This window comes from Amycolatopsis saalfeldensis (assembly GCF_900110575.1).
In the GTDB taxonomy this organism is placed as follows: Bacteria; Actinomycetota; Actinomycetes; order Mycobacteriales; family Pseudonocardiaceae; genus Amycolatopsis; species Amycolatopsis saalfeldensis.
Genome location: NZ_FOEF01000011.1, coordinates 239,352 through 260,013, shown reverse-complemented (window position 1 = coordinate 260,013; position 20,662 = coordinate 239,352). Strand labels below are relative to the sequence as shown.

Annotated in this window: 18 protein-coding genes, 1 other RNA gene and 1 pseudogene; 10 read left to right on the top strand and 10 right to left on the bottom strand. The window is 70.5% G+C overall.

The genetic code is table 11. From position 1 onward, the window contains the following. The first annotated feature begins 13 nt into the window (after positions 1 to 13). From ftsX to BMY97_RS25030, 3 genes are read left to right on the top strand one after another with little or no spacing between them, the layout of a single operon-like run. Positions 14 to 907, top strand: coding sequence for a permease-like cell division protein FtsX (gene ftsX, locus BMY97_RS25040; RefSeq protein ID WP_091620482.1), 894 nt, complete (start codon positions 14 to 16; stop codon positions 905 to 907). A gap of 48 nt (positions 908 to 955) precedes the next feature. Then, the gene (gene smpB / locus BMY97_RS25035; protein ID WP_091620480.1) at positions 956 to 1,438 is read left to right on the top strand and encodes an SsrA-binding protein SmpB; all 483 of its coding nucleotides are present in this window, start codon (positions 956 to 958) and stop codon (positions 1,436 to 1,438) included. Further along, complete coding sequence (locus tag BMY97_RS25030; protein WP_091620477.1) at positions 1,435 to 2,331, top strand: amidohydrolase family protein; 897 nt, start codon at positions 1,435 to 1,437, stop codon at positions 2,329 to 2,331. The genes smpB and BMY97_RS25030 overlap by 4 nt, the downstream gene beginning before the upstream one ends. Before the next feature lie 60 nt (positions 2,332 to 2,391). Here BMY97_RS25030 and BMY97_RS25025 read toward each other — a convergent pair. The 5 genes and pseudogenes from BMY97_RS25025 to BMY97_RS25005 all read right to left on the bottom strand — a co-directional run bounded on the left by BMY97_RS25025 (position 2,392) and on the right by BMY97_RS25005 (position 6,658). Then, positions 2,392 to 3,734: pseudogene (locus BMY97_RS25025) on the bottom strand (acyltransferase family protein). A 93-nt stretch (positions 3,735 to 3,827) separates the two neighbouring features. Then, a complete protein-coding gene (locus BMY97_RS25020; RefSeq protein ID WP_091620475.1) occupies positions 3,828 to 4,055 on the bottom strand; it encodes a hypothetical protein in 228 nt (75 codons plus the stop codon). Positions 4,056 to 4,145: 90 nt separating this feature from the next. Then, the gene (locus tag BMY97_RS25015; RefSeq protein WP_091620472.1) at positions 4,146 to 4,787 is read right to left on the bottom strand and encodes a response regulator transcription factor; all 642 of its coding nucleotides are present in this window, start codon (positions 4,785 to 4,787) and stop codon (positions 4,146 to 4,148) included. Between the two features lie 54 nt (positions 4,788 to 4,841). Then, complete coding sequence (locus BMY97_RS25010) at positions 4,842 to 5,978, bottom strand: sensor histidine kinase (protein ID WP_091620470.1); 1,137 nt, start codon at positions 5,976 to 5,978, stop codon at positions 4,842 to 4,844. Continuing rightward, positions 5,975 to 6,658 (bottom strand): sensor domain-containing protein, encoded by a 684-nt coding sequence (locus BMY97_RS25005; protein WP_091620467.1) that lies wholly within the window; start codon positions 6,656 to 6,658, stop codon positions 5,975 to 5,977. Before BMY97_RS25005 ends, BMY97_RS25010 begins: the two co-directional genes overlap by 4 nt. A 166-nt stretch (positions 6,659 to 6,824) precedes the next feature. On the opposite strand from BMY97_RS25005, the gene ssrA reads away from it, so the two are divergent. After that, positions 6,825 to 7,197, top strand: a transfer-messenger RNA (tmRNA) gene (ssrA, locus tag BMY97_RS25000). Between the two features lie 367 nt (positions 7,198 to 7,564). Here ssrA and BMY97_RS24995 read toward each other — a convergent pair. The 5 genes from BMY97_RS24995 to BMY97_RS24975 all read right to left on the bottom strand — a co-directional run bounded on the left by BMY97_RS24995 (position 7,565) and on the right by BMY97_RS24975 (position 11,750). Next, positions 7,565 to 8,326: an ESX secretion-associated protein EspG gene (locus BMY97_RS24995; RefSeq protein ID WP_091620465.1), complete on the bottom strand. Its 762-nt coding sequence runs from the start codon at positions 8,324 to 8,326 to the stop codon at positions 7,565 to 7,567. Positions 8,327 to 8,353: 27 nt separating this feature from the next. Next, entirely contained in the window at positions 8,354 to 9,574 is a 1,221-nt protein-coding gene (locus BMY97_RS24990) for a hypothetical protein (protein ID WP_091620461.1), read from the bottom strand. Further along, positions 9,574 to 10,182: a DUF3558 domain-containing protein gene (locus tag BMY97_RS24985; RefSeq protein WP_091620458.1), complete on the bottom strand. Its 609-nt coding sequence runs from the start codon at positions 10,180 to 10,182 to the stop codon at positions 9,574 to 9,576. The genes BMY97_RS24990 and BMY97_RS24985 overlap by 1 nt, the downstream gene beginning before the upstream one ends. Continuing rightward, positions 10,182 to 10,592 (bottom strand): hypothetical protein, encoded by a 411-nt coding sequence (locus tag BMY97_RS24980; RefSeq protein WP_091620455.1) that lies wholly within the window; start codon positions 10,590 to 10,592, stop codon positions 10,182 to 10,184. The genes BMY97_RS24985 and BMY97_RS24980 overlap by 1 nt, the downstream gene beginning before the upstream one ends. Before the next feature lie 336 nt (positions 10,593 to 10,928). Continuing rightward, complete coding sequence (locus BMY97_RS24975) at positions 10,929 to 11,750, bottom strand: IclR family transcriptional regulator (RefSeq protein WP_091620453.1); 822 nt, start codon at positions 11,748 to 11,750, stop codon at positions 10,929 to 10,931. 572 nt (positions 11,751 to 12,322) lie between these two features. Here BMY97_RS24975 and hutH point away from each other — a divergent pair. From hutH to BMY97_RS24945, 6 genes are all read left to right on the top strand, one after another. Then, entirely contained in the window at positions 12,323 to 13,852 is a 1,530-nt protein-coding gene (gene hutH / locus BMY97_RS24970; protein WP_091620450.1) for a histidine ammonia-lyase, read from the top strand. Next, positions 13,849 to 15,507 (top strand): urocanate hydratase, encoded by a 1,659-nt coding sequence (hutU, locus tag BMY97_RS24965; protein ID WP_091620447.1) that lies wholly within the window; start codon positions 13,849 to 13,851, stop codon positions 15,505 to 15,507. The genes hutH and hutU overlap by 4 nt, the downstream gene beginning before the upstream one ends. Further along, positions 15,504 to 16,700, top strand: a complete 1,197-nt coding sequence (locus tag BMY97_RS24960; RefSeq protein WP_091620445.1) for an allantoate amidohydrolase — start codon at positions 15,504 to 15,506, stop codon at positions 16,698 to 16,700. Before hutU ends, BMY97_RS24960 begins: the two co-directional genes overlap by 4 nt. Further along, the gene (locus BMY97_RS24955) at positions 16,697 to 18,001 is read left to right on the top strand and encodes a formimidoylglutamate deiminase (protein WP_091620442.1); all 1,305 of its coding nucleotides are present in this window, start codon (positions 16,697 to 16,699) and stop codon (positions 17,999 to 18,001) included. Before BMY97_RS24960 ends, BMY97_RS24955 begins: the two co-directional genes overlap by 4 nt. Further along, positions 17,989 to 19,134, top strand: a complete 1,146-nt coding sequence (gene hutI, locus BMY97_RS24950; RefSeq protein WP_091620439.1) for an imidazolonepropionase — start codon at positions 17,989 to 17,991, stop codon at positions 19,132 to 19,134. Before BMY97_RS24955 ends, hutI begins: the two co-directional genes overlap by 13 nt. 143 nt (positions 19,135 to 19,277) lie before the next feature. After that, on the top strand, positions 19,278 to 20,420 hold the full coding sequence (locus BMY97_RS24945; RefSeq protein WP_245787478.1) for an FAD-dependent oxidoreductase: 1,143 nt from the start codon (positions 19,278 to 19,280) through the stop codon (positions 20,418 to 20,420). Positions 20,421 to 20,662: the final 242 nt, after the last annotated feature.

Below are 20,662 nucleotides of genomic sequence, written 5' to 3'. Positions count from 1 at the left end.
ACAGACACCTGCGATGCGTGCCAGTTTCGTCTTCAGCGAGGTCCTCACCGGTTTGCGCCGGAACGTCACGATGACCATCGCGATGATCCTCACCACGGCGGTCTCCCTCGCCATGCTCGGCGGTGGCCTGCTCGCCGTGCGCACGATCGACAAGATGAAGGCGAACTTCCTCGCCGAGGTCGAGATCTCCATCAGCCTGGTCGACGACATCAGCGCCAACGACAAAAACTGCCAGCAGGCGCTGTGCAGTGGGCTGCGCCAGTCGCTCCAGAACAACCCCGGCGTCGACTCGGTGGTGTTCGAGAACCGCGACCAGGCCTACGACCGGTTCAAGAAGATCTTCGCGAGCCAGCCGGAGCTGCTGTCGCTGACCGGGCCGGAGGCGCTGCCGGCGTCGCTGCAGGTCAAGCTCAAGGACCCGGACCGCTCCGACGCGATCATCAAGCAGTACACCGGCCAGCCCGGAGTGCGGAAGGTCGACGACCAGAAGAAGTTCCTCGACCGCGTGTTCAACGTCTTCAACGGCGTGCGGAACATCGCGTTCGTGATGGCGCTGATCATGGCCGTCGCCGCGCTGCTGCTGATCGCGAACACGATCCAGGTCTCCGCGTTCACCCGGCGCACGGAGGTCGGCATCATGCGGCTGGTCGGCGCGACACGGTGGTACACCCAGCTGCCGTTCCTGCTGGAGGCGGTGGTCGCCGGCGTGGTCGGTGCGGTGCTCGGGACGGTGTTCCTCATCCTGACCAAGGTGTCGTTCCTCGACACCGTGTTCACCGGTGAGGTGTTCCCGCAGATCACCACGCTGGAGCTGCTGTTCCCGGTCGCGCCCATCCTGCTCGCGGTCTCGGTGGTCATCTCGGCGATCACCGGCTACGTCACCCTCCGCCTGTACGTCCGCCACTAGCCGCTTAACCACCTGCTCAGGGCCCGGAAATCACGTAGAGTCGTCATCATGCCCAAGGAACGTGGACAGAAGGTCATCGCGTCGAACCGCAAGGCTCGGCACGATTACTCCATCCTGGACACCTATGAAGCCGGACTGGTGCTCCAGGGCACGGAGGTGAAGAGCCTTCGGGACGGCAAGGCCTCGCTGGCCGACGCGTTCGCGACCGTCGACGACGGTGAGGTGTGGCTGCGCAACGTGCACATCCCGGAGTACACGCAGGGCACCTGGACCAACCACACGCCGCGGCGCACGCGCAAGCTGCTGCTGCACCGCAGCGAGATCGAGAAGCTGATCGGCAAGACGAAGGAAAGCGGGCTCTCGCTGGTGCCGCTGTCGATGTACTTCAAGGACGGCAAGGTCAAGGTCGAGATCGCGCTGGCCAAGGGCAAGAAGGCCTACGACAAACGGCAGACGCTGGCCAAGCGTGACGCCGAGCGCGACATCAGCAAGGCCATGGGCCGGGCGCTGAAGGGCCGGTTCACGGAGTGACGGCGGGTCCGGCGTCGGACGAGGACGTCAAGCGATGGACCGCGTCCCTGGGCCTCGACGGGCTCGTCGACCTGCACGTGCACTTCCTGCCGAAGTCCGTGATGGACAAGGTGTGGGCGTACTTCGACCGCGCGCCCGAGCACTACGGCACCGAGTGGCCGGTGTTCTACCGCACCGAGGAGAAGGAGCGGCTGGAGACGCTGCGGTCGCTGGGCGTCAAGCAGTTCGCGCCGCTGGTGTACCCGCACAAGCCGGGCATGGCCGAGTGGCTGAACTCCTGGGTCGGTGAGTTCGCCGACCAGGTGCCCGACGCCGTGCGCACCGGCACGTTCTTCGCCGAGCCCTCGGCCGCGTCCTCTGTGGACACGGCGCTGCGGGCGGGCGCGCGCTGCTTCAAGGCCCACGTGCAGATCGGCGGGTACGACCCGCGTGACGAGTTGCTGGCGCCGGTCTGGGGCGCGCTGGCCGAAGCGGGCGTGCCGGTGGTCGTCCACTGTGGACACGGCCCGCTGCGTGGGAACTTCACCGGGCTGCAGGTCTTCGGCGAGGTGCTGGCGCAGCACCCGCGGCTGACGGCCGTGCTCGCGCACGCCGCGATGCCCGAGTTCGCCGCCGCGTTCGAGCTGATGGCGCGCTACCCGCGGGTGCACATCGACACCACGATGGTCGGGGTGCCGTTCGTGGCGAAGATGTCGCCGCTGCCGCCGGACTGGACGGCGCGGCTGGCGGACGTCGCCGACCGGGTGGTGCTCGGCACGGACTTCCCGAACATCCCGTACTCCTACGCCACCCAGCTGCAGGCGATCGCCGGCTGGGCGGCCGACGATCGCCTCGGCGAGCCGTTCCTGCGGGCGGTGCTGCACGACACGCCCGCCCGGCTGCTGAACCCCTAGCTGCCAGAGAGCCCCCGGCCAGGGTCGGCGCCCTGACCGGGGGCTCACCCCCAGGTCCCCCTAGACCTTCTTGAGCTGCGCGCTCTCCGCGACCGCGACGGCCCGGCCGAGGAACCGCGTCACCGGCACCTGGCGCCCGGCCAGCACGAACCCGGCAGCGGTGAGCACGACCCACGGGACCGGGCCGTGGACCAGGCCCGCGCTCAGCGGCTGGAAGCCGTGTGCGGCCAGCCCCAGCAGACCGCCCGAGGCGAGCAGCCCGGCCAGCACCAGCTGCGGGGTGCGGGCGGTGACGACCACGCTGTCGCGCTGCATCTCGAAGCGGGCGAACAGGCGCAGCAGGCCCACCAGCACCGCGGCGCAGGCGCCGAACCACATCGGCACCATCACGAGCCACAGCAGCGTGCCCGGCGCCGGCGTCGCGTAACGCAGGCCGTAGACGGTGATGCCGGAGACCACGATCAGGGCCGGCATGTGCCACAGGTACACGCTCATGAACCGCGCCCCGATCCAGCTCAGGGCGGCGCCGAGGCGCGGCTTCGCGGCCAGCGCGTTGAGCTGCGGCCGGAACGCCAGCAGCAGGCCGATCTGGCCGACGGCGAGGAACGCGAGCAGCACGGTCGGCGGGCTCATGTTGGACACCGGCGCGCCCGGCATGCCGATCATGCTGGCCGGGTACGGCCCGAAGGCGACCATCAGCGCGGTGACGCCGAAGCCGGCGGCGGACAGGCCCAGCGCGGCGCGCCGGCTCAGCTCGCCCAGCTTGCCCTCGACGTAGTGGAAGCCCAGCTGGTGCACGGCGACCCAGACGAACACGGCGTTGACGTAGCCGATCATGCCCAGGTCGTTGAAGCGGGCGACGTCGACGAGCACCCGGCGGCGGCCATCACGAACGGCACCTTCAGGCCCCAGCGCCGGTGCGCGGCGACCATCAACGGCGTCACCAGCACGGTGAGCAGGTAAACCGAGAGGAACCACAGCAGCTGCGCCGCGATCGAGCCGGCGATCTGCAACGGCTGCGGGGGAATTCCCATGCCCTGCAACAGATCCGGCACCACCAGCCACACGGCGACCAGCGGCAGCACCGGCACCAGCAGCCGCCGGATCCGTCCGGCCAGCCAAGCGCGTGAGGACGGGGCGCGGCGCAGGGAGATCAGGTTCGCGGCGCCACCGGCGAAGAAGACCAGCGGCATCACCTGCGAAAGCCAGGTGACGGCCCACCAGCCGGGTGTCGCGAGCGCGTTCCCGGTCCCGAGCCGGCCGTCGGAGTAGGAGAGCACCGGCATGACCCAGTGCTGGGTGATCACGGCCAGGATCGCACCCGCCCGGACCACGTCGAGGAACTTGTCCCGGCCGCCTTTCGCGACTGGTGGGGTGCTGACCCGCAGCTGGCTCGTCGTCATGCGTAAAGCCTGGCGGGAAAGGACTTGCGGGACAGCGGTGCTGACCGCCGTTTCCGCGTTCGGGCCAGCTGGGGGTCGATACGGGGGCTGGCCCTACCTCAGCCCGTCCGGCTCCGGCTCGGACTCGCTGTGCGAAGTCGAGCGCACCCGGTACTCCCAGCCGTTTTCGGTCATGCCGAGCTCGTACAGCGTCTCGATCTTCGGGCCGCCGTGGAGGTGGATGTGCCGGACGAGGGTGCCGGGCGCGGGCTCGGCGTCGGCGAGCTCCTGGACGCGGCCGTCGAGCGGGCCGCCGAAAAAGCGGACGCTGCGGTCGGTCATCGGGTGCTCCTCACTCGCCATCGGTCCATGGTAGGCGAGGCCGGCGGCCCGATGCTGCCCTGGAAACGGGTGAGGAATTCTCACCCTGAGTCAGCGGCCGAGGTAGGTGAGCACGGCCCGGACGCGCCGGTGCTCCTCCGAGCTGGCCTCCAGGCCGAGCTTGGCGAAGATGTTGCCGATGTGCTTTTCCACGGCGCCGTGCGACACCACGAGGGAGTTCGCGATGGCTGTGTTGGACAGGCCCTGCGCCATCAGGCCGAGCACCTCGGACTCACGCGCGGTCAACGCGTCGAGCGGGTTTCGGCGGCCGCGCGCCATCAGCTGGGCGATCACGTCGGGGTCGATCGCCGTGCCGCCGCCGGCGACGCGGCGCACCGCGTCGAGGAACTCCGCGACGTCGGCGACGCGCTCCTTCAGCAGGTAGCCGACCCCGCCCGCACCGCCGGAAAGCAACTCCACCGCGTAGCTCTCCTCGACGTACTGCGAGAGCACCAGCACGGGCAGGCCCGGCACGGCCTTCCGGGCGGACAGCGCGGCGCGCAGGCCTTCGTCGGTGAACGTCGGCGGCATCCGCACGTCGACGATCGCCAGGTCGGGGCGGTGCTCGGTGATCGCGCCGAGCAGGTCGTCACCGTTGTCGACGGCGGCGACGGTCTCGATGCCCTCGTCCGCGAGCAGGCGCGTGACCCCGGCTCGCAACAGCACCGCGTCTTCGGCGATCACTACCCGCATCAGGCCCCCAGGCTCGTGAGTGAAAAGCTCCGGGGCTATTCACTCACGAGCCGGTCACCACTGGCACGGCAGGTCGGCGCGGATGACGGTCGGACCGCCGACGGGGCTCACCACCGTGATGACGCCGTCGATCGTGGCCGCGCGGTCCGCCAGCCCGGCCAGGCCGCCGCCGGGGCGCACCTCCGCGCCGCCGTGGCCGTTGTCGGTGATCTCGACGATGACGTGCGTGTCGCTGCGCCAGACCTTCACGATCGCCTCGGTGGCGCCGGAGTGCTTGGCGATGTTGGTGAGGGTCTCGCCGACGATGAAGTACGCCGTGGTCTCGACCGCGGCCGGCGGGCGCGGCTCCACGTTCACGTGCACGTCCACCGGGATCGGGGACTTGGCCGCCTGCGCCGACAGCGCCGCGTCGAGACCGCGGTCGCCCAGCACGGCGGGGAAGATGCCGCGGGCCAGGTCGCGCAGCTCCGAGACGGCCAGCTTGGCGTCCGAGTGCGCCTCGTCGATCAGGTCGCGCACGGCGTCCGGGTCGTTGTCGAACTTCGACTTCGCGCGGCCGAGGCTCATCGCGACGGCCACCAGCCGCTGCTGCGCGCCGTCGTGCAGATCGCGCTCGATCCGCCGGCGCTCGGCCTCGGCGGCGTCCACGCCACGGGCCCGTGACGCCTGCAGGTGCTCGGCCTTCGCTTCCAGCTTCTTCGTGCGGTTCGGGCCGAGCAGGGACATCGCGAGGTTGCCGTGCAGCCAGCCGAGCCACGGCGTCACCCAGATCGCCATCGGCAGCAGCACGATGGACGCGATGGCCACCGGCAGCTCCGCGACCGCCAGCGGGAACGCGATCATCAGGTACGACAGGTCGCGCCAGGTCGTCGGGTCCGTGAGGCGGGTGAGCCAGCGGCGGGTGAGGGACTGGCCCTCGAGCGGCAGGCGCTCCACCGACGTCAGCGGCGAGCGCAGCATCGTGCGCGCCCAGCGCCGTTCCATGTCGCCCGACCAGCGGACGAACCCGGTGGTGGCGAGCAGGATCGGGAAGCCGACCCAGACCACCACCGTGGCGACGCCGACCACCGCGCCCACGACGATCAGGATGAACTGCACCAGCCGGAACACGAAGCTGACGATCATGTAGACGATGGTGCGGGCCGGGTTGGGCCGCGGATGCTCCGGCGGCAGCTGCTGCTCCGTGGTCATCCGGTCACCGTGCTCATTCCGTCGATCTCGTTCCAGGAGCGCTCCATGCGGTGCCGCTGGGCGACCGTCGGCCGCAGCATGGCCACGGCGAAGCCGGCGTGCAGCTTGGCCAGCCCCCTGGTCAGCGCCACGGACAGCGCGGCGAACAGCACCCCCAGCGCCGCCCACGGCAGCGCGGCCACCGTCGAGTCGACGATGATCCAGCGCACATCGTAGCTCGGGAAGAAGTAGGCGCCGTCGGGAAGGAAGCGGTAGTACACCGGCAGCGCGATGAGGCCGAGGCTCGTGGCCCAGAACGTCACGACCAGCACGAACTCGATCAGGCCGACCGGGAACAGCAGGAAGAGGTACGCGAGGTCGCGCCAGGTGGCCCGGTCCTTCACCCGGGTCGTCCAGCGGGCGCGCCCGCCTTCGGGCAGCGGCAGGTACGGCACGTCGATGTAGGTGTCGAGCATGGCGAACACGCGGGCCCGCTCCAGGCGCGCCGCGCCGCGTGCCAGCAGCACGAGCAGGGCGAGCAGCGGGACGCCCACCCAGACCACGGCCGTCCCGACCCCCGCCGAGAACAGCGTGACGATCAGCGCGAACGACACGATCCCGAGCGGCAGGTTGAGCAGCAGGAACGCCAGGCCCCCGCCCAACGGCGGGTTCCGGCGCCTCCCGGTTGAAGCGGTGACCATGGCGGGGCTCCTCATCTGTGCGGCTGACCTGCACAGCATCGCTCCGGGAGCCGCCGAGGGGACAGGGGGCGAGCGGGCATGTTGCCGGTAGGGCCAGCCCCACCCCGGCCGGGATCAATCGGCTTGCCGATGGCGTTATGATGGAGAGGTTATGTAGCACCTACGAGGGGGTGAACGGTTTCGACTCTGGACGTTGAGTCAGGGGAAGCGTGCCGGTGCAGGCGAGAGACCACCGCAAGCGTCATCGCAAACCAATAAGCGCCAAGGCCAATAGCCAGCGCGACTTCGCTCTTGCTGCCTAAGTAGCAGAGTGAGTCTGTCGGCCCGGGATCGCCTCCGACCCGGTAGCCGGCATCAGCTAGGAGGCTTACCGCCAGTCCCGGCCACGGGTCCTGGTTGGGAAGCAAACAGTGGCTGGGCCCGTCACTTCAGCTTGTTCGTGTGACTGAAGGGGCCGAGTAGAGACATAGCGGACTGCGCACGGAGAAGCCCTGGCAAGACGCTAGAGGACCCGGGTTCAATTCCCGGCACCTCCACCGGTTCTCGGGGCGGGTTGTGTTCGCGGAACTCGCGAACCGGCTCGCCCCGGTCCTGTTTCCGGGGGTGCAACCCCCAGACCCCGCCCGGAGGGCTTCGCCCCCGGACCCCCAGGCTGTGGTGACGTTGCGATGGTCGGGCCTAGGCCCGCGGAGGGGGCGGGCTTTTGTTGCGTTGTCGGGTGTTTTTTGGAGTGCGACCCCCAAACTCTGCTCGGGGCGAGCCTCTGGATCCCCATCGTGGTGGTGACGTTGTGTGAGTGGGCGCGGTCGGCTTCGCTCCCGGACCCCCAGGCCGTGGTGACGTTGCGATGGTCGGGCCTGCGCCCGCAGAGGGTGCGGGCCTTTGGTGCGTTGTCGGGTGTTGGGGTCACTCGCGGAGGGCGGCCAGGGTGTTCTGCAGGGTTGCGGCCAGGTAGGCGGGCGTGCCGGGGCCGCAGGTGATGTCGTGGTCGCCGGTGGGTGTGGTGCTCAGGTAGGTGAGGACGCGGCCGTGGTCGTTGGTGTCCACGGCGGTCAGCGGCACGCTGGACTGCCGGGTGCTGTCGGCACGGGCGGCGACGTAGAGCTGGTGGCTGGCTGCTCGTGGTGAGGTCATCAGGGTGCGGAGCTGCTCGGCGGCGGTGTAGTCGCTGGTGGTGTCGAGGGTGTAGCTGCCGGTCGTCCTCGGCTCGTAGTCGGCTTTCGGGATGGCGAACTCGTGGATGTCGGCGGCCGGGAAGTCCGGCAGGCTGTCCACGATGGCGTGGACCAGGTGGTTTGCCTTGATCGTCGCCAGGGTCAGCAGGTCGTTTTCGACAGTGGCGAGCACTGCGTTGCGCCCGACTGGGACGGCGAGCATCGCGCGCTCGTGGCCGCGGCGGTCGGTGGACCAGCCGTAGCATTCGGTGTCGGCGTTGGCGATTGCCAACAGCAGGTCACGGAGCCTTCCGGTGACCCGCCCGGTGCGCAAGTGATAGAACCCGGGCTCGGCCAGCGCTTGCCGGGCCAGCTCGTCCAACCGTTCGGCGGCTTCGCCTTCGACCCAGACGTCCACGACGCCGAGCACCGGATGAGCCGGCCCGACCTGTTCCCACTCCCACGCTTTCGCGACCGCCAGCCGCGGCACGGTCACGGGCTCGTCGAGCAGCATCACGATGTCCCCCCGCTTGGATGCCGCCTACTTGCCGATCACTGGTGGCGTGGCTTTGCCGTCGTAACCGAAGAGGGCGTTGGGGTCGGCTTCCTGGAGGTAGGCGGGAGTCTTGTGTTCCTGGTCTTTTTCCTTGTCGCCCTTGCCGGCGCTGGAGGTGAGGGGTATGCCGTTGGTGCCCCGGGCACCGGTCGCTCCTGGGCTTGTTCCGCGTCGCACGCCGGATTCGGCCGTGCCGCCGAGCCGGCCGGTGCCGGTCGCCTTGCCCGGTTCGCCCGTACCACCGCCGCGCGGCGAAGCGCTGGAGCCGTTGCTTGCCCCCCGTGCGCTGCCGCCGGTTCCCAGAGAATCGGTCAGGTCATCGCCGGTGCTGCTGTGGGCGGGAAAGCTCGGGCTGTTGGAGCTACCCGCGGTGAATCCCCATGGGTCATCCGCGCCGGTGACCGGCGGGACGTATCCGGAGGTGCCGGTTCCGTCGTCACCGTGTGCTGTTGCCGGAACGTGGAACGACGGCTGCTGCGCTTCAGGGTTGGCGTAGTGCCCTGCCGGTGGCGGCACCGCGGTCGATCCTGGTTGGTCCACCACTTGCCCGGGGCCGCCGGCATGGTTTGGGGTGACGATCTTCTGGCGGTGGTCCTTGCTTTCGACGTGGGTTTGGTCCGGTGCGGGTTGCAGGGCGTAGGCGCCTTCCGCCGAGTCGGGGACCTGGCCGTAGTCGATGGGCATCTTCCTGGCGTGGTCGTCGCTGGTTCCGGTGAAGGCCTGATACGCGGCATTGTTCTGCTGGATCGCTGCGTTGCGCCGGTTGATCTGGTCCTCGTTGTCGGTGTCCCACGGGGTGACTATGTCCAAAAAGGACTTCGACGGCGCTTCGTCCGACACGTCGTGGAGCGAGTCGCGGGTCGAGGCGAACGCATGCGCCTGGTCGGTGAGGGCGTTCTGGCTGTCGTGCAAGGCAATCGACGCCGTTATGGCCACGTCGGCGAGCGGGCGCAGCGATCCCCTGGCGGTATCTCCGCTTTGACCCGACCAGGCGCTCTCGAGGCGGCCCACCGCAGCCAGCGTGTCTGCCTCGATGCCCATTTGCGCGCTCGCCTGCTTCGCGCTGGCGCTCTGCGCATTCCCGAGACTCGCCGGCCCTGGCCCGGCCTTGACCCGGCGGACCAGCTCGCCCGGCGGGATGATCTTGCCTTCGGCCTGCATCTGCTTCAGGTACGCGACGAATGCTTCAGTCGGCCCGAACCCCATCACGCGCCGCCTTTCAGAGTGGTGATCACCGCGTCGCTGATTCGTCGGGCGGAGTCGCAGGCGTCGGCTTGGCCGACCTTCGATCGGGAGATGGTGACGTCCGCTTCGAAGGCGGCGTTGTCCGCAACGCCGACAGCGACACCGCACCGCCCAGTCGGGCGTTCGTCTTCTGGCCCATACGCCGTCACCGGATAACCCTGTACGGGATCCAGCTCCTTGAAGAACCCTTTGTTCTTCTTCGCGTAGACGTTGCGGAGGCCGTCCGGCCACGCGTATACGAACTGAACGCTGATGGAGGAACCCCGGTCGAGGTTCGCCCAGTGGCACATGTGCGCGAGCCCGGTGTCCTGGGCTTCGCCGTTCGCGGGAGCTCCCAGCAGGTTAGTGACCTGGCCTGGGGTCAGCGCCCGACACGGGTCGCCGCTCAAGACACCTGCCGGCAGGGGGTTCGCGATCTTGGGCGGCGCGGGATCTGGGGGCGTGACTCCTGGCTCTGATGACGGCGGGGTGGCGCTCGGCATGGCATGTCCGGGGTCGCTTGAGCATGCGGACAGCGCTATCGCGGATACGCTCAATCCGAGAGTCACCCAGCAGGTACGGATGGCCATCAGACTGGTCCCTGGCCGGCCTGCTTGACGGCGGTGCCGGCTTGCTGATCGGTCGTCTCGTGAAGGCCGAGCGCTGCTCGCATCTTCTGGATGACAGTGCTGAGATACCCGCTCTCCCGGCCGAGATGACCTCGGTAGAAGTCGCCGGAGGTGTTGCTGGCGTCGGTGTTGCGCAGGGAAGCCGGATCCTGCCCTGGGGACAGGATCGACCACATGGGCCGGGCCGTGTCCACCTGTCTGTCGATGGTGTCTCGCAGGCTCTCCAAATTCGCCAGCTCCGCGATCATCGCCTCCCGGCTCAGGCGGAAACCGGCCGCGCTGCCGCCGTCGGCCGGATGATCAATGGTGAAGAAGCTCGCCCTGCCGAGAGTGCTTTCCGCATCGTCCGGCGCCCCTGGCTGTTCAGTCATCTGCGTTCTCCCCGTTACGCCTGACTCGAACACTGTTTTCGGAACCGCGTGTCTCGCAAACGGGATAAATCTTATCGTTTTCGGATGCGGTGGGGAGGGGTATATGGGAGTGGAATATTCATGATCGGGCGAGCGGGTTGTCGTGACCTGGTTCAACGTGGTCTCCAGGGGGTGCGGGAGGCGTTGTGGGCGCCATTCGAAAGGACGTGAACGTCCTGCACCAGGGGTTTACGCGTTTGCGATCTGTAACAATCCGAATCGCCGAATAGTCCGATCGGGGAGATCGTGAATCGGCGAACGGAGTAATGTCAGCACCCGTCGGTATTTCCACGACGTTCAGGCGGGGACGCTGCCGCCGATGCGGGTGGTCAGGTCGGCGGCGGCGGTGGCGACCTCGCCGGCCAGGGTGGGGAACGTTTCCCGGCACGGGGTGTCCTCCGGGCAGTGGTGGCGCAGGGTCACGCTGATCGCCGCCAGGGGGCGGGCGCCGTGGTCGAAGACGGGGGCTGCGACGGAGGCGAAGCCGGCCGTGACGTGGCCGTCTTCCAGGGACCAGCCGAGGCGGCGTTCGGCGGCGAGGGTGCGGCGCAGGGCGGCCAGTGAGTCCGGGCCGCGGGTGGTGCGGCGGACGAACGACGCCGAGGACGGGAAGAGGGCGCGGACGTGCGCGGCGGGCAGGTGGCGCAGCATCGCGCGGCCCGACGCCGTCAGGTGCGCGGGCAGCCGCACACCGACGTCGGTGACCAGGGTTTCCGGGCGGGCCGGACGCTCCTTGATCAGGTACAGGGACTCGTTGCCGTGCAGCACGCCCAGGTGCGCGGTGTGCCCGATGCGGTCCACGAGCTTGCGCAGCAACGGCCCCGCCAGGCGCTCCAGCGGGTCGTGGCGCAGGTAGGCCGAGCCCAGTTCGAAGGCGGCGATGCCCAATCCGTAACGGCGTTCGGCCGGCAGGTGGGCGACGAAGCCGGCCGCGGTCAGCTCGTTGAGCAGGTGGTACGTGGTCGAGCGGGGCAAGTGCAGGTCACGCGCGATGGCCGCGGCCGAGACCGGGCCCGCGTGGCCCGCCAGCAGCCGCAGCACGGCCAAGCCGCTGCGGAGCGCGGGGACGTCCGAACTGCTCACGGATGGCCTCCTTCCGTTCCGGACCAGGTCCGGCATTCCTCCTGGCGGACGGTAGCTCCGGCCTGGGTCCGGCGCCTTGCAGGCCGAGCCTGGCGCTGGGCGCGAGCGGAGCCCCGCAACGCCGGCTCATTTCCGGATCCGGCGCGAGCGGGTTGAGCAACCCCACCCGAGTTCGGCTCCGCTGCGAGCGGAGCGGATCAACTCCGATCCGGTCCGCGCGTGAGCGGTGTCCGGTGACCAAGCACACCTCCGTTGCGAGCGAAGCCGATCAACTTCAATCCGGTCCGAGCGTGGGCGGTGTCCGGCAACCCAAGCCCACCTCCGTTGCGAGCGAAGCCCATCAACTCCAATCCGGCCCGCGCGTGGGCGGAGTCCGCAACCCAAGCACACCTCCGTTGCGAGCGAAGCCCATCAACTTCAATCCGGTCCGCGCGTGAGCGGTGTCCGGCAACCCAAGCCCACCACCGTCGCGAACGGAGCGCATCGACGTGCACGAGAGGGACACTCGCACCACGCGCCGACGCCCCGGCCACGCACTGTCTTGAATACCAGACACAACCACCCGGCCGCGACTCCCGCCCCGCCGCCGATCGTTGTCCAATGGCCCCATGCCGGAACAAGTACTCCTGGGCCCGCAGCCGATGACCGCGGCGGACGTCGTCGACGTCGTCCGCGGCCACGCGACCGTCGGGCTGACCGACGCGGCCGGGAAGAACCTCGCCGCCACCCGCCAGCACATCGAGAACCTCGCGCACGCCACGACACCCACGTACGGCGTCTCGACGGGCTTCGGCGCGCTCGCGACGCGGCACATCCCGCTCGAGAGCCGCACGGCGCTGCAGCGCAGCCTGATTCGCTCGCACGCCGCGGGCGCCGGGCCGGCGGTGGAGCCCGAGGTGGTCCGCGCGCTCATGCTGCTGCGCCTGCGCACCCTCGCCAGCGGGTACACCGGCGTCCGGGCGGAGACCGCGCAAACGCTTGCGGCCCTGCTCAACGCCGACATCACCCCGATCGTCCACGAGTACGGCTCGCTCGGCTGCTCGGGTGACCTCGCCCCGCTCGCGGCCGTCGCGCTCGCGTTGATGGGCGAGGGCGAGGTCGTTCACGAGGGCCGGACGAAACCGGCCGCCGAGGCGCTGGCGCTGGCGGGCATCGAGCCCGTGGTCCTCGCCGAGAAGGAGGGCCTCGCGCTCACCAACGGCACCGACGGCATGCTCGGCATGCTGCTGCTGGCGGCCGCTGACCTGCACCGGCTGCTGGACGTCGCGGACCTCACCGCCGCGATGAGCGTGGAGGCGCTGCTCGGCACGGACCGCGCCTTCGCCGCCGACCTGCAGGCCCTGCGCCCGCACCCCGGCCAGGCGAAGTCCGCCGCGCGCATGTTCGCGGCGCTGCAGGGCTCGAAGATCGTCGAAAGCCACCGCGGGCCGGACTGCAACCGCGTGCAGGACGCTTACTCGCTGCGGTGCGCGCCGCAGGTCCACGGCGCCGCGAGGGACACGCTGACCCACGCGGAACTCGTCGCGGACTGCGAGCTGCGGTCCGCTGTGGACAATCCGGTCGTGCTGGCCGACGGCCGGGTCGAGTCCAACGGCAACTTCCACGGCGCGCCCGTGGCGTACGTGCTGGACTTCCTGGCCATCCCGGTCGCCGACGTCGCCAGCATCGCCGAGCGCCGCACCGACCGGATGCTCGACAAGGCCCGTTCGCAGGGCCTGCCGCCGTTCCTCGCGAACGACCCCGGCGTCGACTCCGGCCACATGATCGCCCAGTACACGCAGGCCGCCGTGGTCAGCGAGCTCAAACGGCTCGCGGTGCCGGCCTCGGTCGACTCGATCCCGAGCAGCGCCATGCAGGAGGACCACGTGTCCATGGGCTGGTCGGCGGCGCGCAAGCTGCGCAAGGCCGTCGACGGGCTCACCACCGTCCTGGCGATCGAGCTGCTCACGGCCGCCCGCGCGCTGGACTTCCGGGCGCCGCTGGAGCCCTCGCCGGTCACCGGCCGGGTCCGCGAGCTGCTCCGCACCAAGGTCGAGGGCCCCGGCCCCGACCGTCACCTGGCGCCCGAGATCGCGGCCGCCGAAGAACTCGTGCGGTCGGGCGCCGTCCTGGCCGCCGCCGAACTGGAGGTCCGATGAGCACCGCCCGCACCGTCCGCGCCGCCCGCGGCACCACGCTCACCGCGAAGAGCTGGCAGACCGAGGCCGCGCTGCGCATGTTCCACAACAACCTCGACCCCGAGGTCGCCGAGCGGCCGGACGACCTGGTCGTCTACGGCGGCACCGGCAAGGCGGCCCGCAACTGGGCGAGCTTCGACGCGATCACCCGCGAGCTGACCGCGCTGGAGGTCGACGAGACGCTACTCGTCCAGTCCGGCAAGCCGGTCGGCGTGTTCCGCACGCACGAGTGGGCGCCGCGGGTGCTGATCGCGAACTCGAACCTGGTGGGCGACTGGGCGACCTGGCCGGAGTTCCGGCGCCTGGAACAGCAGGGCCTCACGATGTACGGCCAGATGACGGCCGGCTCGTGGATCTACATCGGCACGCAGGGCATCCTGCAGGGTACGTACGAGACGTTCGCCGCCGTCGCCAAAAAACGCTTCGGTGGCACGCTGAAAGGCACCCTCACCGTTACCGCCGGGCTCGGCGGGATGGGCGGCGCGCAGCCGCTCGCCGTCACGATGAACGACGGCGTGGCGCTCGTGATCGAGTGCGATCCGCAGCGTGCGCACCGCCGGGTCGAGACCCGTTATCTCGATGAGGTGGCCGACAACCTCGACGACGCGATCCGCCGGGTCACCGCCGCCAAGAAGGAGCGGCGGGCGCTTTCGGTCGCCGTTGTCGGCAACGCCGCCGAGGTGCTGCCGGAGCTGCTCCGCCGCGGGGTGGAGGTCGACATCGTCACCGACCAGACCTCGGCGCACGACCCGCTTTCCTATCTGCCCAAGGGCATTTCCGTGGACGACTGGGCGGACTACGCCGCCAAGAAGCCCGACGAGTTCACCGACCGCGCGCGCGAGTCGATGGCCGACCACGTGAACGCGATGCTCGGCTTCCTCGACGCCGGCGCCGAGGTCTTCGACTACGGCAACTCACTGCGCGGCGAGGCGAAGCTGGGCGGCTGCGAGCGCGCGTTCGACTTCCCGGGCTTCGTGCCCGCCTACATCCGGCCGCTGTTCTGCGAGGGCAACGGCCCGTTCCGCTGGGCGGCGCTCTCGGGCGACCCCGAGGACATCGCGGCGACCGACCGCGCGATGCTGGAACTGTTCCCGGAGAACGAATCCCTCGCGCGCTGGATCAAGCTGGCAGGTGAGCGCGTGGCGTTCCAGGGGCTGCCCGCGCGGATCTGCTGGCTCGGCTACGGCGAGCGGCACCTGGCCGGGCTGCGGTTCAACGAGATGGTGGCCAGCGGCGAGCTGAAGGCCCCCGTGGTGATCGGCCGCGACCACCTCGACTCCGGCAGCGTCGCCTCGCCGTACCGGGAGACCGAGGGCATGGCCGACGGCTCCGACGCCATCGCCGACTGGCCGCTGCTCAACGCGCTGGTCAACACCTCGTCGGGCGCCAGCTGGGTGTCGATCCACCACGGCGGCGGCGTCGGCATGGGCCGGTCGATCCACGCCGGCCAGGTGAGTGTGGCCGACGGCACGCCGCTCGCCGCGCAGAAGCTGGAGCGGGTGCTCACGAACGACCCGGGCATGGGCGTGATCCGGCACGTGGACGCCGGGTACGAGCGCGCGGCCGACGTCGCCGACGAGCGCGGCGTCCGGGTGCCGATGCGGGATGAGCAGTGACAGCGTCCGGTCTGCTGGAGGAAATCGCCGACGTCGGCCGTGACGGCAAGCGCGGCGGCTACTCGCGTCATGCGTTCGACGCGCCGGAGCACGACCTGCGAACGTGGTTCGTGGAGCGGGCGCAGCGGCTCGGGCTGGACGTCGAGACCGACCGAAACGGCAACCTGTGGGCCTGGTGGGGCGCGCCGGGGCCGGACGCGGTGGTCACCGGCAGCCACCTCGACTCGGTGCCCGGCGGCGGCGCGTTCGACGGGCCGCTCGGGGTGGCGAGTGCGCTGGCGGCAGTGGAGTCCTTGCAGCGCAAGGGATTTCGCCCGGTCAAGCCGTTCGCCGTGGTGGTGTTCGCCGAGGAGGAGGGCGGCCGGTTCGGGGTGCCCTGCCTCGGCTCGCGGCTGCTGACCGGGACGATCGACGCGGACAAGGCGCGCGGGCTGCGTGATCAGAGCGGGGTCACGTTCGCCGAGGCGGCCGTGAAGTCCGGCCTCGACGCCGAGCGGCTGGGCGCCGACCCGGACCGGCTGGCATTGGTCGGGCGGTTCCTCGAGCTGCACGTCGAGCAGGGCCGCGGTCTGGTCGACCTCGGCCGGCCGGTGGCGGTCGGCAGTACCGTGATCGCGCACGGCCGGTGGCGGTTCTCGTTCGAAGGCCAGGGAAACCACGCCGGGGCGACGTTGATCGCCGACCGTGCCGACCCGATGCTGCCCGCGGCCGAGACCGTGGTCGCCGTCCGGCGGCTGGCGCGGACGCACGCCGACGCGCGCGCCACCGTCGGACGGCTGGTTCCGACGCCCGGCGGCACCAACGTGATCGCGTCCACTGTGGACCTGTGGTTGGACGCGCGGGTGCCCGGCACCGGCACGCCCGAGCTGGTCGAGGAGATCCGGCAGGCGGCCGGGGCGGCGGCCGAGGCTGAAGGCTGTCGCCTGGCGGTCACACGCGAGTCCTATTCGGACGACGTGGTCTTCGACGCGGGTCTGCGCCGTGACCTGGGCGGATGGCTCGGCGATCCGCCGGAGCTGCCCACCGGGGCCGGGCATGACGCGGCGATCCTGTCCGGGTTCGTGCCGGCCGGGATGCTGTACGTGCGCAATCCGACGGGGATCAGCCACTCGCCGGAGGAGTTCGCTGAGGTTGACGACGTCGAGACCGGCGCGCGGGCGCTGGCCGAGGTGCTGGAGCGGCTGGCGGCATGAAGGCCTTCTGGTGTGAGCGAGCGTGGTTGCCCGGCGGGATCGCCGACGGGGTGTTGATCGAGGTGGCGGACGGCCGGGTCACCGCGGTGACGCAGGACGCGCCGCGGGTCGGCACCATCCTCAACGGACTGACGTTGCCGGGGTTCGCGAACGAGCACTCCCACGCGTTCCACCGGGCGTTGCGGGGGCGGACCCACCACGAGCGCGGCACGTTCTGGACCTGGCGGGAGCGGATGTACTCCCTCGCCGCGCGGCTCGATCCGGATTCTTACTACCGGCTCGCGCGCGGGGTATACGCGGAGATGGTGCTGGCCGGGTACACGAGCGTCGGCGAGTTCCACTACCTGCACCACGCGCCGGGCGGGAAGCCGTACGCGTCGCCGAACGCGATGGGTGAGGCGCTGCGCGAGGCGGCGCGTGATGCCGGGATTCGCCTGACGCTGCTTGATACCTGTTACCTCGCGGGCGGCATCGGTGTGCCGCCGGACGAGGTGCAGCAACGGTTTTCCGACGGCTCCGCGCAGCGGTGGGCGGAACGCGTCTCGCTGCTCGAGGAAGAAGCTGGGTTCCGGGTGGGCGGCGCGATCCACTCGGTCCGCGCGGTGCCCGATGCTCAGCTGTCCGAAGTGGACAAGGGTGTGCCCGCGGACCGGCCGCTGCACGTCCACCTTTCCGAACAACGGGCCGAGAACGAACAGTGCCTCGCCGCGTACGGCATGACGCCGACCGAACTCCTGCACAGCCACGGGGTGGTGGGGGAGCGGCTCACCGCCGTGCACGCCACCCACCTCACTGACCAGGACATCAAGCGGCTCGGCGACGCGCGCGCCGGGGTCTGCTTCTGCCCGACCACCGAGCGGGACCTCGGCGACGGCATCGGCCCGGCCAGGGCGCTGCTCGACGCCGGGGCGCGGCTGGGCATCGGGAGTGACAGCAACGCCGTGGTCGACGCGTTCGAGGAGACCCGGGCACTGGAGCTGGACGACCGGCTGGCGAGTGAACAGCGCGGCCGGTTCAGCGTCGAGGAACTGCTGGCGGCGGGCACCGATCACGCCGCGGTCGGCTGGCCGGAGGTGGGCGAGCTGGCGGTCGGCGCCGGGGCGGACCTGGTGACGGTCGCGATGGACTCGGTTCGCACGGCCGGGGCTGAGCCGTCCGGGGTGGTGTTCGCGGCCGCGGCCACCGACGTGCGCAGTGTCGTGGTGGCGGGCCGCGAGGTGGTCCGCGACGGCGGGCATCTGCTGGTGGAGCGACCGGAAACCGTACTGGCCAAGGAGATCGAGGCGTTGTGGCAACTCTGATCACGGGTATCGGCGAGCTCACCACGAACGACGCCGAGCTGGGCAAGCCGGCTGACGTCGCGCTGGTGCTGGACGGCGGTGTCGTCGCGTGGGTCGGGCCGGCCGTTCGCGCGCCGGCCGCCGACGAGCGCGTGGACGTCGAGGGGCGAGCGGTGCTGCCGGGCTGGGTGGACAGCCACACCCACCTGGTTTTCGCCGGTGACCGCACCGCCGAGTTCGAGGCACGGATGGCCGGGAAGCCTTATACGGCAGGGGGAATCGCCGTCACGGTCGGCGCGACGCGGGCGGCCTCCGACGAGGAGCTGACCCGGAACCTGAGTCGACATGTCGATGAAGCGGCCGCGCAGGGAACGACGTGCCTGGAGACCAAGACCGGGTACGGGCTGACCGTCGCCGACGAGGCCCGCTCGGCGCGGATCGCGGCGGCGGTGGCCGACGAGGTCACGTTCCTGGGCGCCCACCTCGTGCCGCCCGGCGCCGACGCGGAGTCCTATGTGGACTTGGTCTGCGGCGAGATGCTCGACGCGGTGGCGGGGCACGTGCGGTGGGCGGACGTGTTCTGCGAGACCGGGGCGTTCGACGAAGCGCAGTCGGCACGGGTGCTCAAGGCCGCGGCCGGGCGGGGCCTCGGGCTGCGGGTGCACGGCAACCAGCTCGGGGAAGGCGCGGGGGTGCGGCTGGCGGTGGAGCACGGCGCGGCGAGCGTCGACCACTGCACGTACCTGAGTGACGAGGATGTGGCGGCCCTCGCGGCGTCCGACACTGTCGCGACCCTGCTGCCGGCTTGCGACCTCTCGACTCGCCAGTCCCTCGCGCCGGCGCGGCGACTGCTGGACGCGGGGGCGACGGTCGCGTTGGCCAGCAATGCCAATCCCGGCAGCTCGTATACGACGTCGATGGCTTTTTGTGTCGCCACGGCGGTTCTGCAGATGCGGATGACCATCGACGAGGCGGTGTGGGCGGCCACCGCGGGCGGGGCGCGGGCGCTGCGGCGGGCAGACGTGGGTGTGCTGAGGGTGGGGGCGCGGGCGGATGTGCACGTGCTGGACGCGCCGTCGGTCACTCACCTGGCGTACCGGCCGGGAGTCCCGCTCACCTACGGAGTCTGGCGACGGGGGGAGCGAATCCGCTAACCTGGAACCGGAGGACGCGCGAAGACACAGTCCGGTATGGGTTAGTCCGGATGATTCGCCCGGCATCTCGCGGCCGTCAGGCTCGGCTCGCGTGAACCCCGTGCGTCCCTTTTCAGTCGATACGTCTGTGAGGGGACTTTGCCGTGTCTGTGACGAGCAATCCTGCTGTGCCCGAAGACGGTGTGGTCGTGATCGGGGCGGGGATCGGGGGACTGTGCCTCGCCCAGGGGCTGCGGCGGGCCGGAATCCCTTGTGCTGTCTACGAACGGGATGCGTCGCCGGAGGCCCGGCTCCAGGGATACCGGCTGCACATCGATGAGCACGGCGCCGCTGCGTTGCGGGAAGTGCTGTCAGACGAGCTGTACGAGCGGTTCCTGGAGACGTCGTTGCGGCCCAACCCCACTGTGCCGTTGTACGACCATCAGCTCACATTGCAGTCTGTGCGGGAGTTCCCGGACGCGGGGTTCAACGTGAACCGCATGACGTTGCGGCGCGTCCTGCTGAGCGGGCTCGACGATGTGTACTTCGGAAAACGGCTCACCCACTACGAAAGCGACGCCAGCGGGGTCACCGCGCACTTCGCGGACGGGACCTCGGCGCGCGGCCGGGTGCTGGTCGGCGCGGACGGGGTGAGCTCGCCCGTCCGGCGCCAGTGCCTGCCGCACGCGCGGATCGCGGACACCGGGCTGCGTCAGCTGTACGGCAAGATCCCGCTCGACGACGAGGCCCGGCTGTTGTTCGACGACGAGATGCACGCCGTGTTCACCATGATGGTGGGGCCCGGGCACACGATGGTCGGCGTGGCGCCGGTGGCGCACCCGGAACCGTTCATGACGTGCTCGGTCGGCCTGCGGCGCGAGGCGATCGGGTTGTCCGAGGAGGAACTGTCCGGGCTCTCGGGCCGGCAGCTGCAGGAGCTCGCGCTGGAACTCGTCGACGGCTGGCATCCGCGGGTGCGGGCGATGGTGTCGCGCTGGGCGGTGGAAACCGTGTTCCCGCTGGTGATCCGGACGAGCGTGCCGTTCTCGCCGTGGGGTTCCGGCCGGGTGACGCTGCTGGGGGACGCGGTGCACGCGATGAGCCCGGCCGCCGGCGCGGGGGCGAACTGCGCGCTGCGGGACGGGGCCGCGCTGGCGGGCGCATTGCGGGAAGGGGTGACGGCGGCGGTGGCCGACGGCGCGATCGCCGCCTACGAGGAAGCCATGCTGGCCAAGGGATTCGCCGCAGTCCGCGAGTCCGCGGCGAACGGGCACCAGTTCCTGGGGCAGGACCCGCTGCCGGTGTGAGGTGGTGGGGTGGTGGGGTGGGGCTTGCGGCTGGTTCGGGGCGGTGGGGGCAGGTCCCGCTGCCGGTTCTTCGAGGTGGTGGGGCAGGACCGGCGCCGGTCTGAGGTTCTGTGCCAGGGCCTGCGGTTGGTTCGAGGTAGTGGGGCTGGGCCTGCGGCCGGTTCGAAGTAGTGGGGCGGGGCTTGCGGCTGGTTCGGGGTGGTGGGCAAGTCCCGCTGCCGGTCTGAGGTGGTGGGGTCAGG

Bases quoted from the DNA above. Each gene is read 5' to 3' on its own strand.
- BMY97_RS24975 (WP_091620453.1), bottom strand. From the start codon at position 11,750: ATGCCGGACCTGGTCCGGAACGGAAGGAGGCCATCCGTGAGCAGTTCG.
- smpB (WP_091620480.1), top strand. From the start codon at position 956: ATGCCCAAGGAACGTGGACAGAAGGTCATCGCGTCGAACCGCAAGGCT.
- BMY97_RS25005 (WP_091620467.1), bottom strand. From the start codon at position 6,658: ATGGTCACCGCTTCAACCGGGAGGCGCCGGAACCCGCCGTTGGGCGGG.
- hutH (WP_091620450.1), top strand. From the start codon at position 12,323: ATGCCGGAACAAGTACTCCTGGGCCCGCAGCCGATGACCGCGGCGGAC.
- BMY97_RS25020 (WP_091620475.1), bottom strand. From the start codon at position 4,055: ATGACCGACCGCAGCGTCCGCTTTTTCGGCGGCCCGCTCGACGGCCGC.
- BMY97_RS24980 (WP_091620455.1), bottom strand. From the start codon at position 10,592: ATGACTGAACAGCCAGGGGCGCCGGACGATGCGGAAAGCACTCTCGGC.
- BMY97_RS24985 (WP_091620458.1), bottom strand. From the start codon at position 10,182: ATGGCCATCCGTACCTGCTGGGTGACTCTCGGATTGAGCGTATCCGCG.
- BMY97_RS24990 (WP_091620461.1), bottom strand. From the start codon at position 9,574: ATGGGGTTCGGGCCGACTGAAGCATTCGTCGCGTACCTGAAGCAGATG.
- ftsX (WP_091620482.1), top strand. From the start codon at position 14: ATGCGTGCCAGTTTCGTCTTCAGCGAGGTCCTCACCGGTTTGCGCCGG.
- BMY97_RS24955 (WP_091620442.1), top strand. From the start codon at position 16,697: ATGAAGGCCTTCTGGTGTGAGCGAGCGTGGTTGCCCGGCGGGATCGCC.
- BMY97_RS25010 (WP_091620470.1), bottom strand. From the start codon at position 5,978: ATGACCACGGAGCAGCAGCTGCCGCCGGAGCATCCGCGGCCCAACCCG.
- BMY97_RS24995 (WP_091620465.1), bottom strand. From the start codon at position 8,326: ATGCTGCTCGACGAGCCCGTGACCGTGCCGCGGCTGGCGGTCGCGAAA.
- BMY97_RS25015 (WP_091620472.1), bottom strand. From the start codon at position 4,787: ATGCGGGTAGTGATCGCCGAAGACGCGGTGCTGTTGCGAGCCGGGGTC.
- hutU (WP_091620447.1), top strand. From the start codon at position 13,849: ATGAGCACCGCCCGCACCGTCCGCGCCGCCCGCGGCACCACGCTCACC.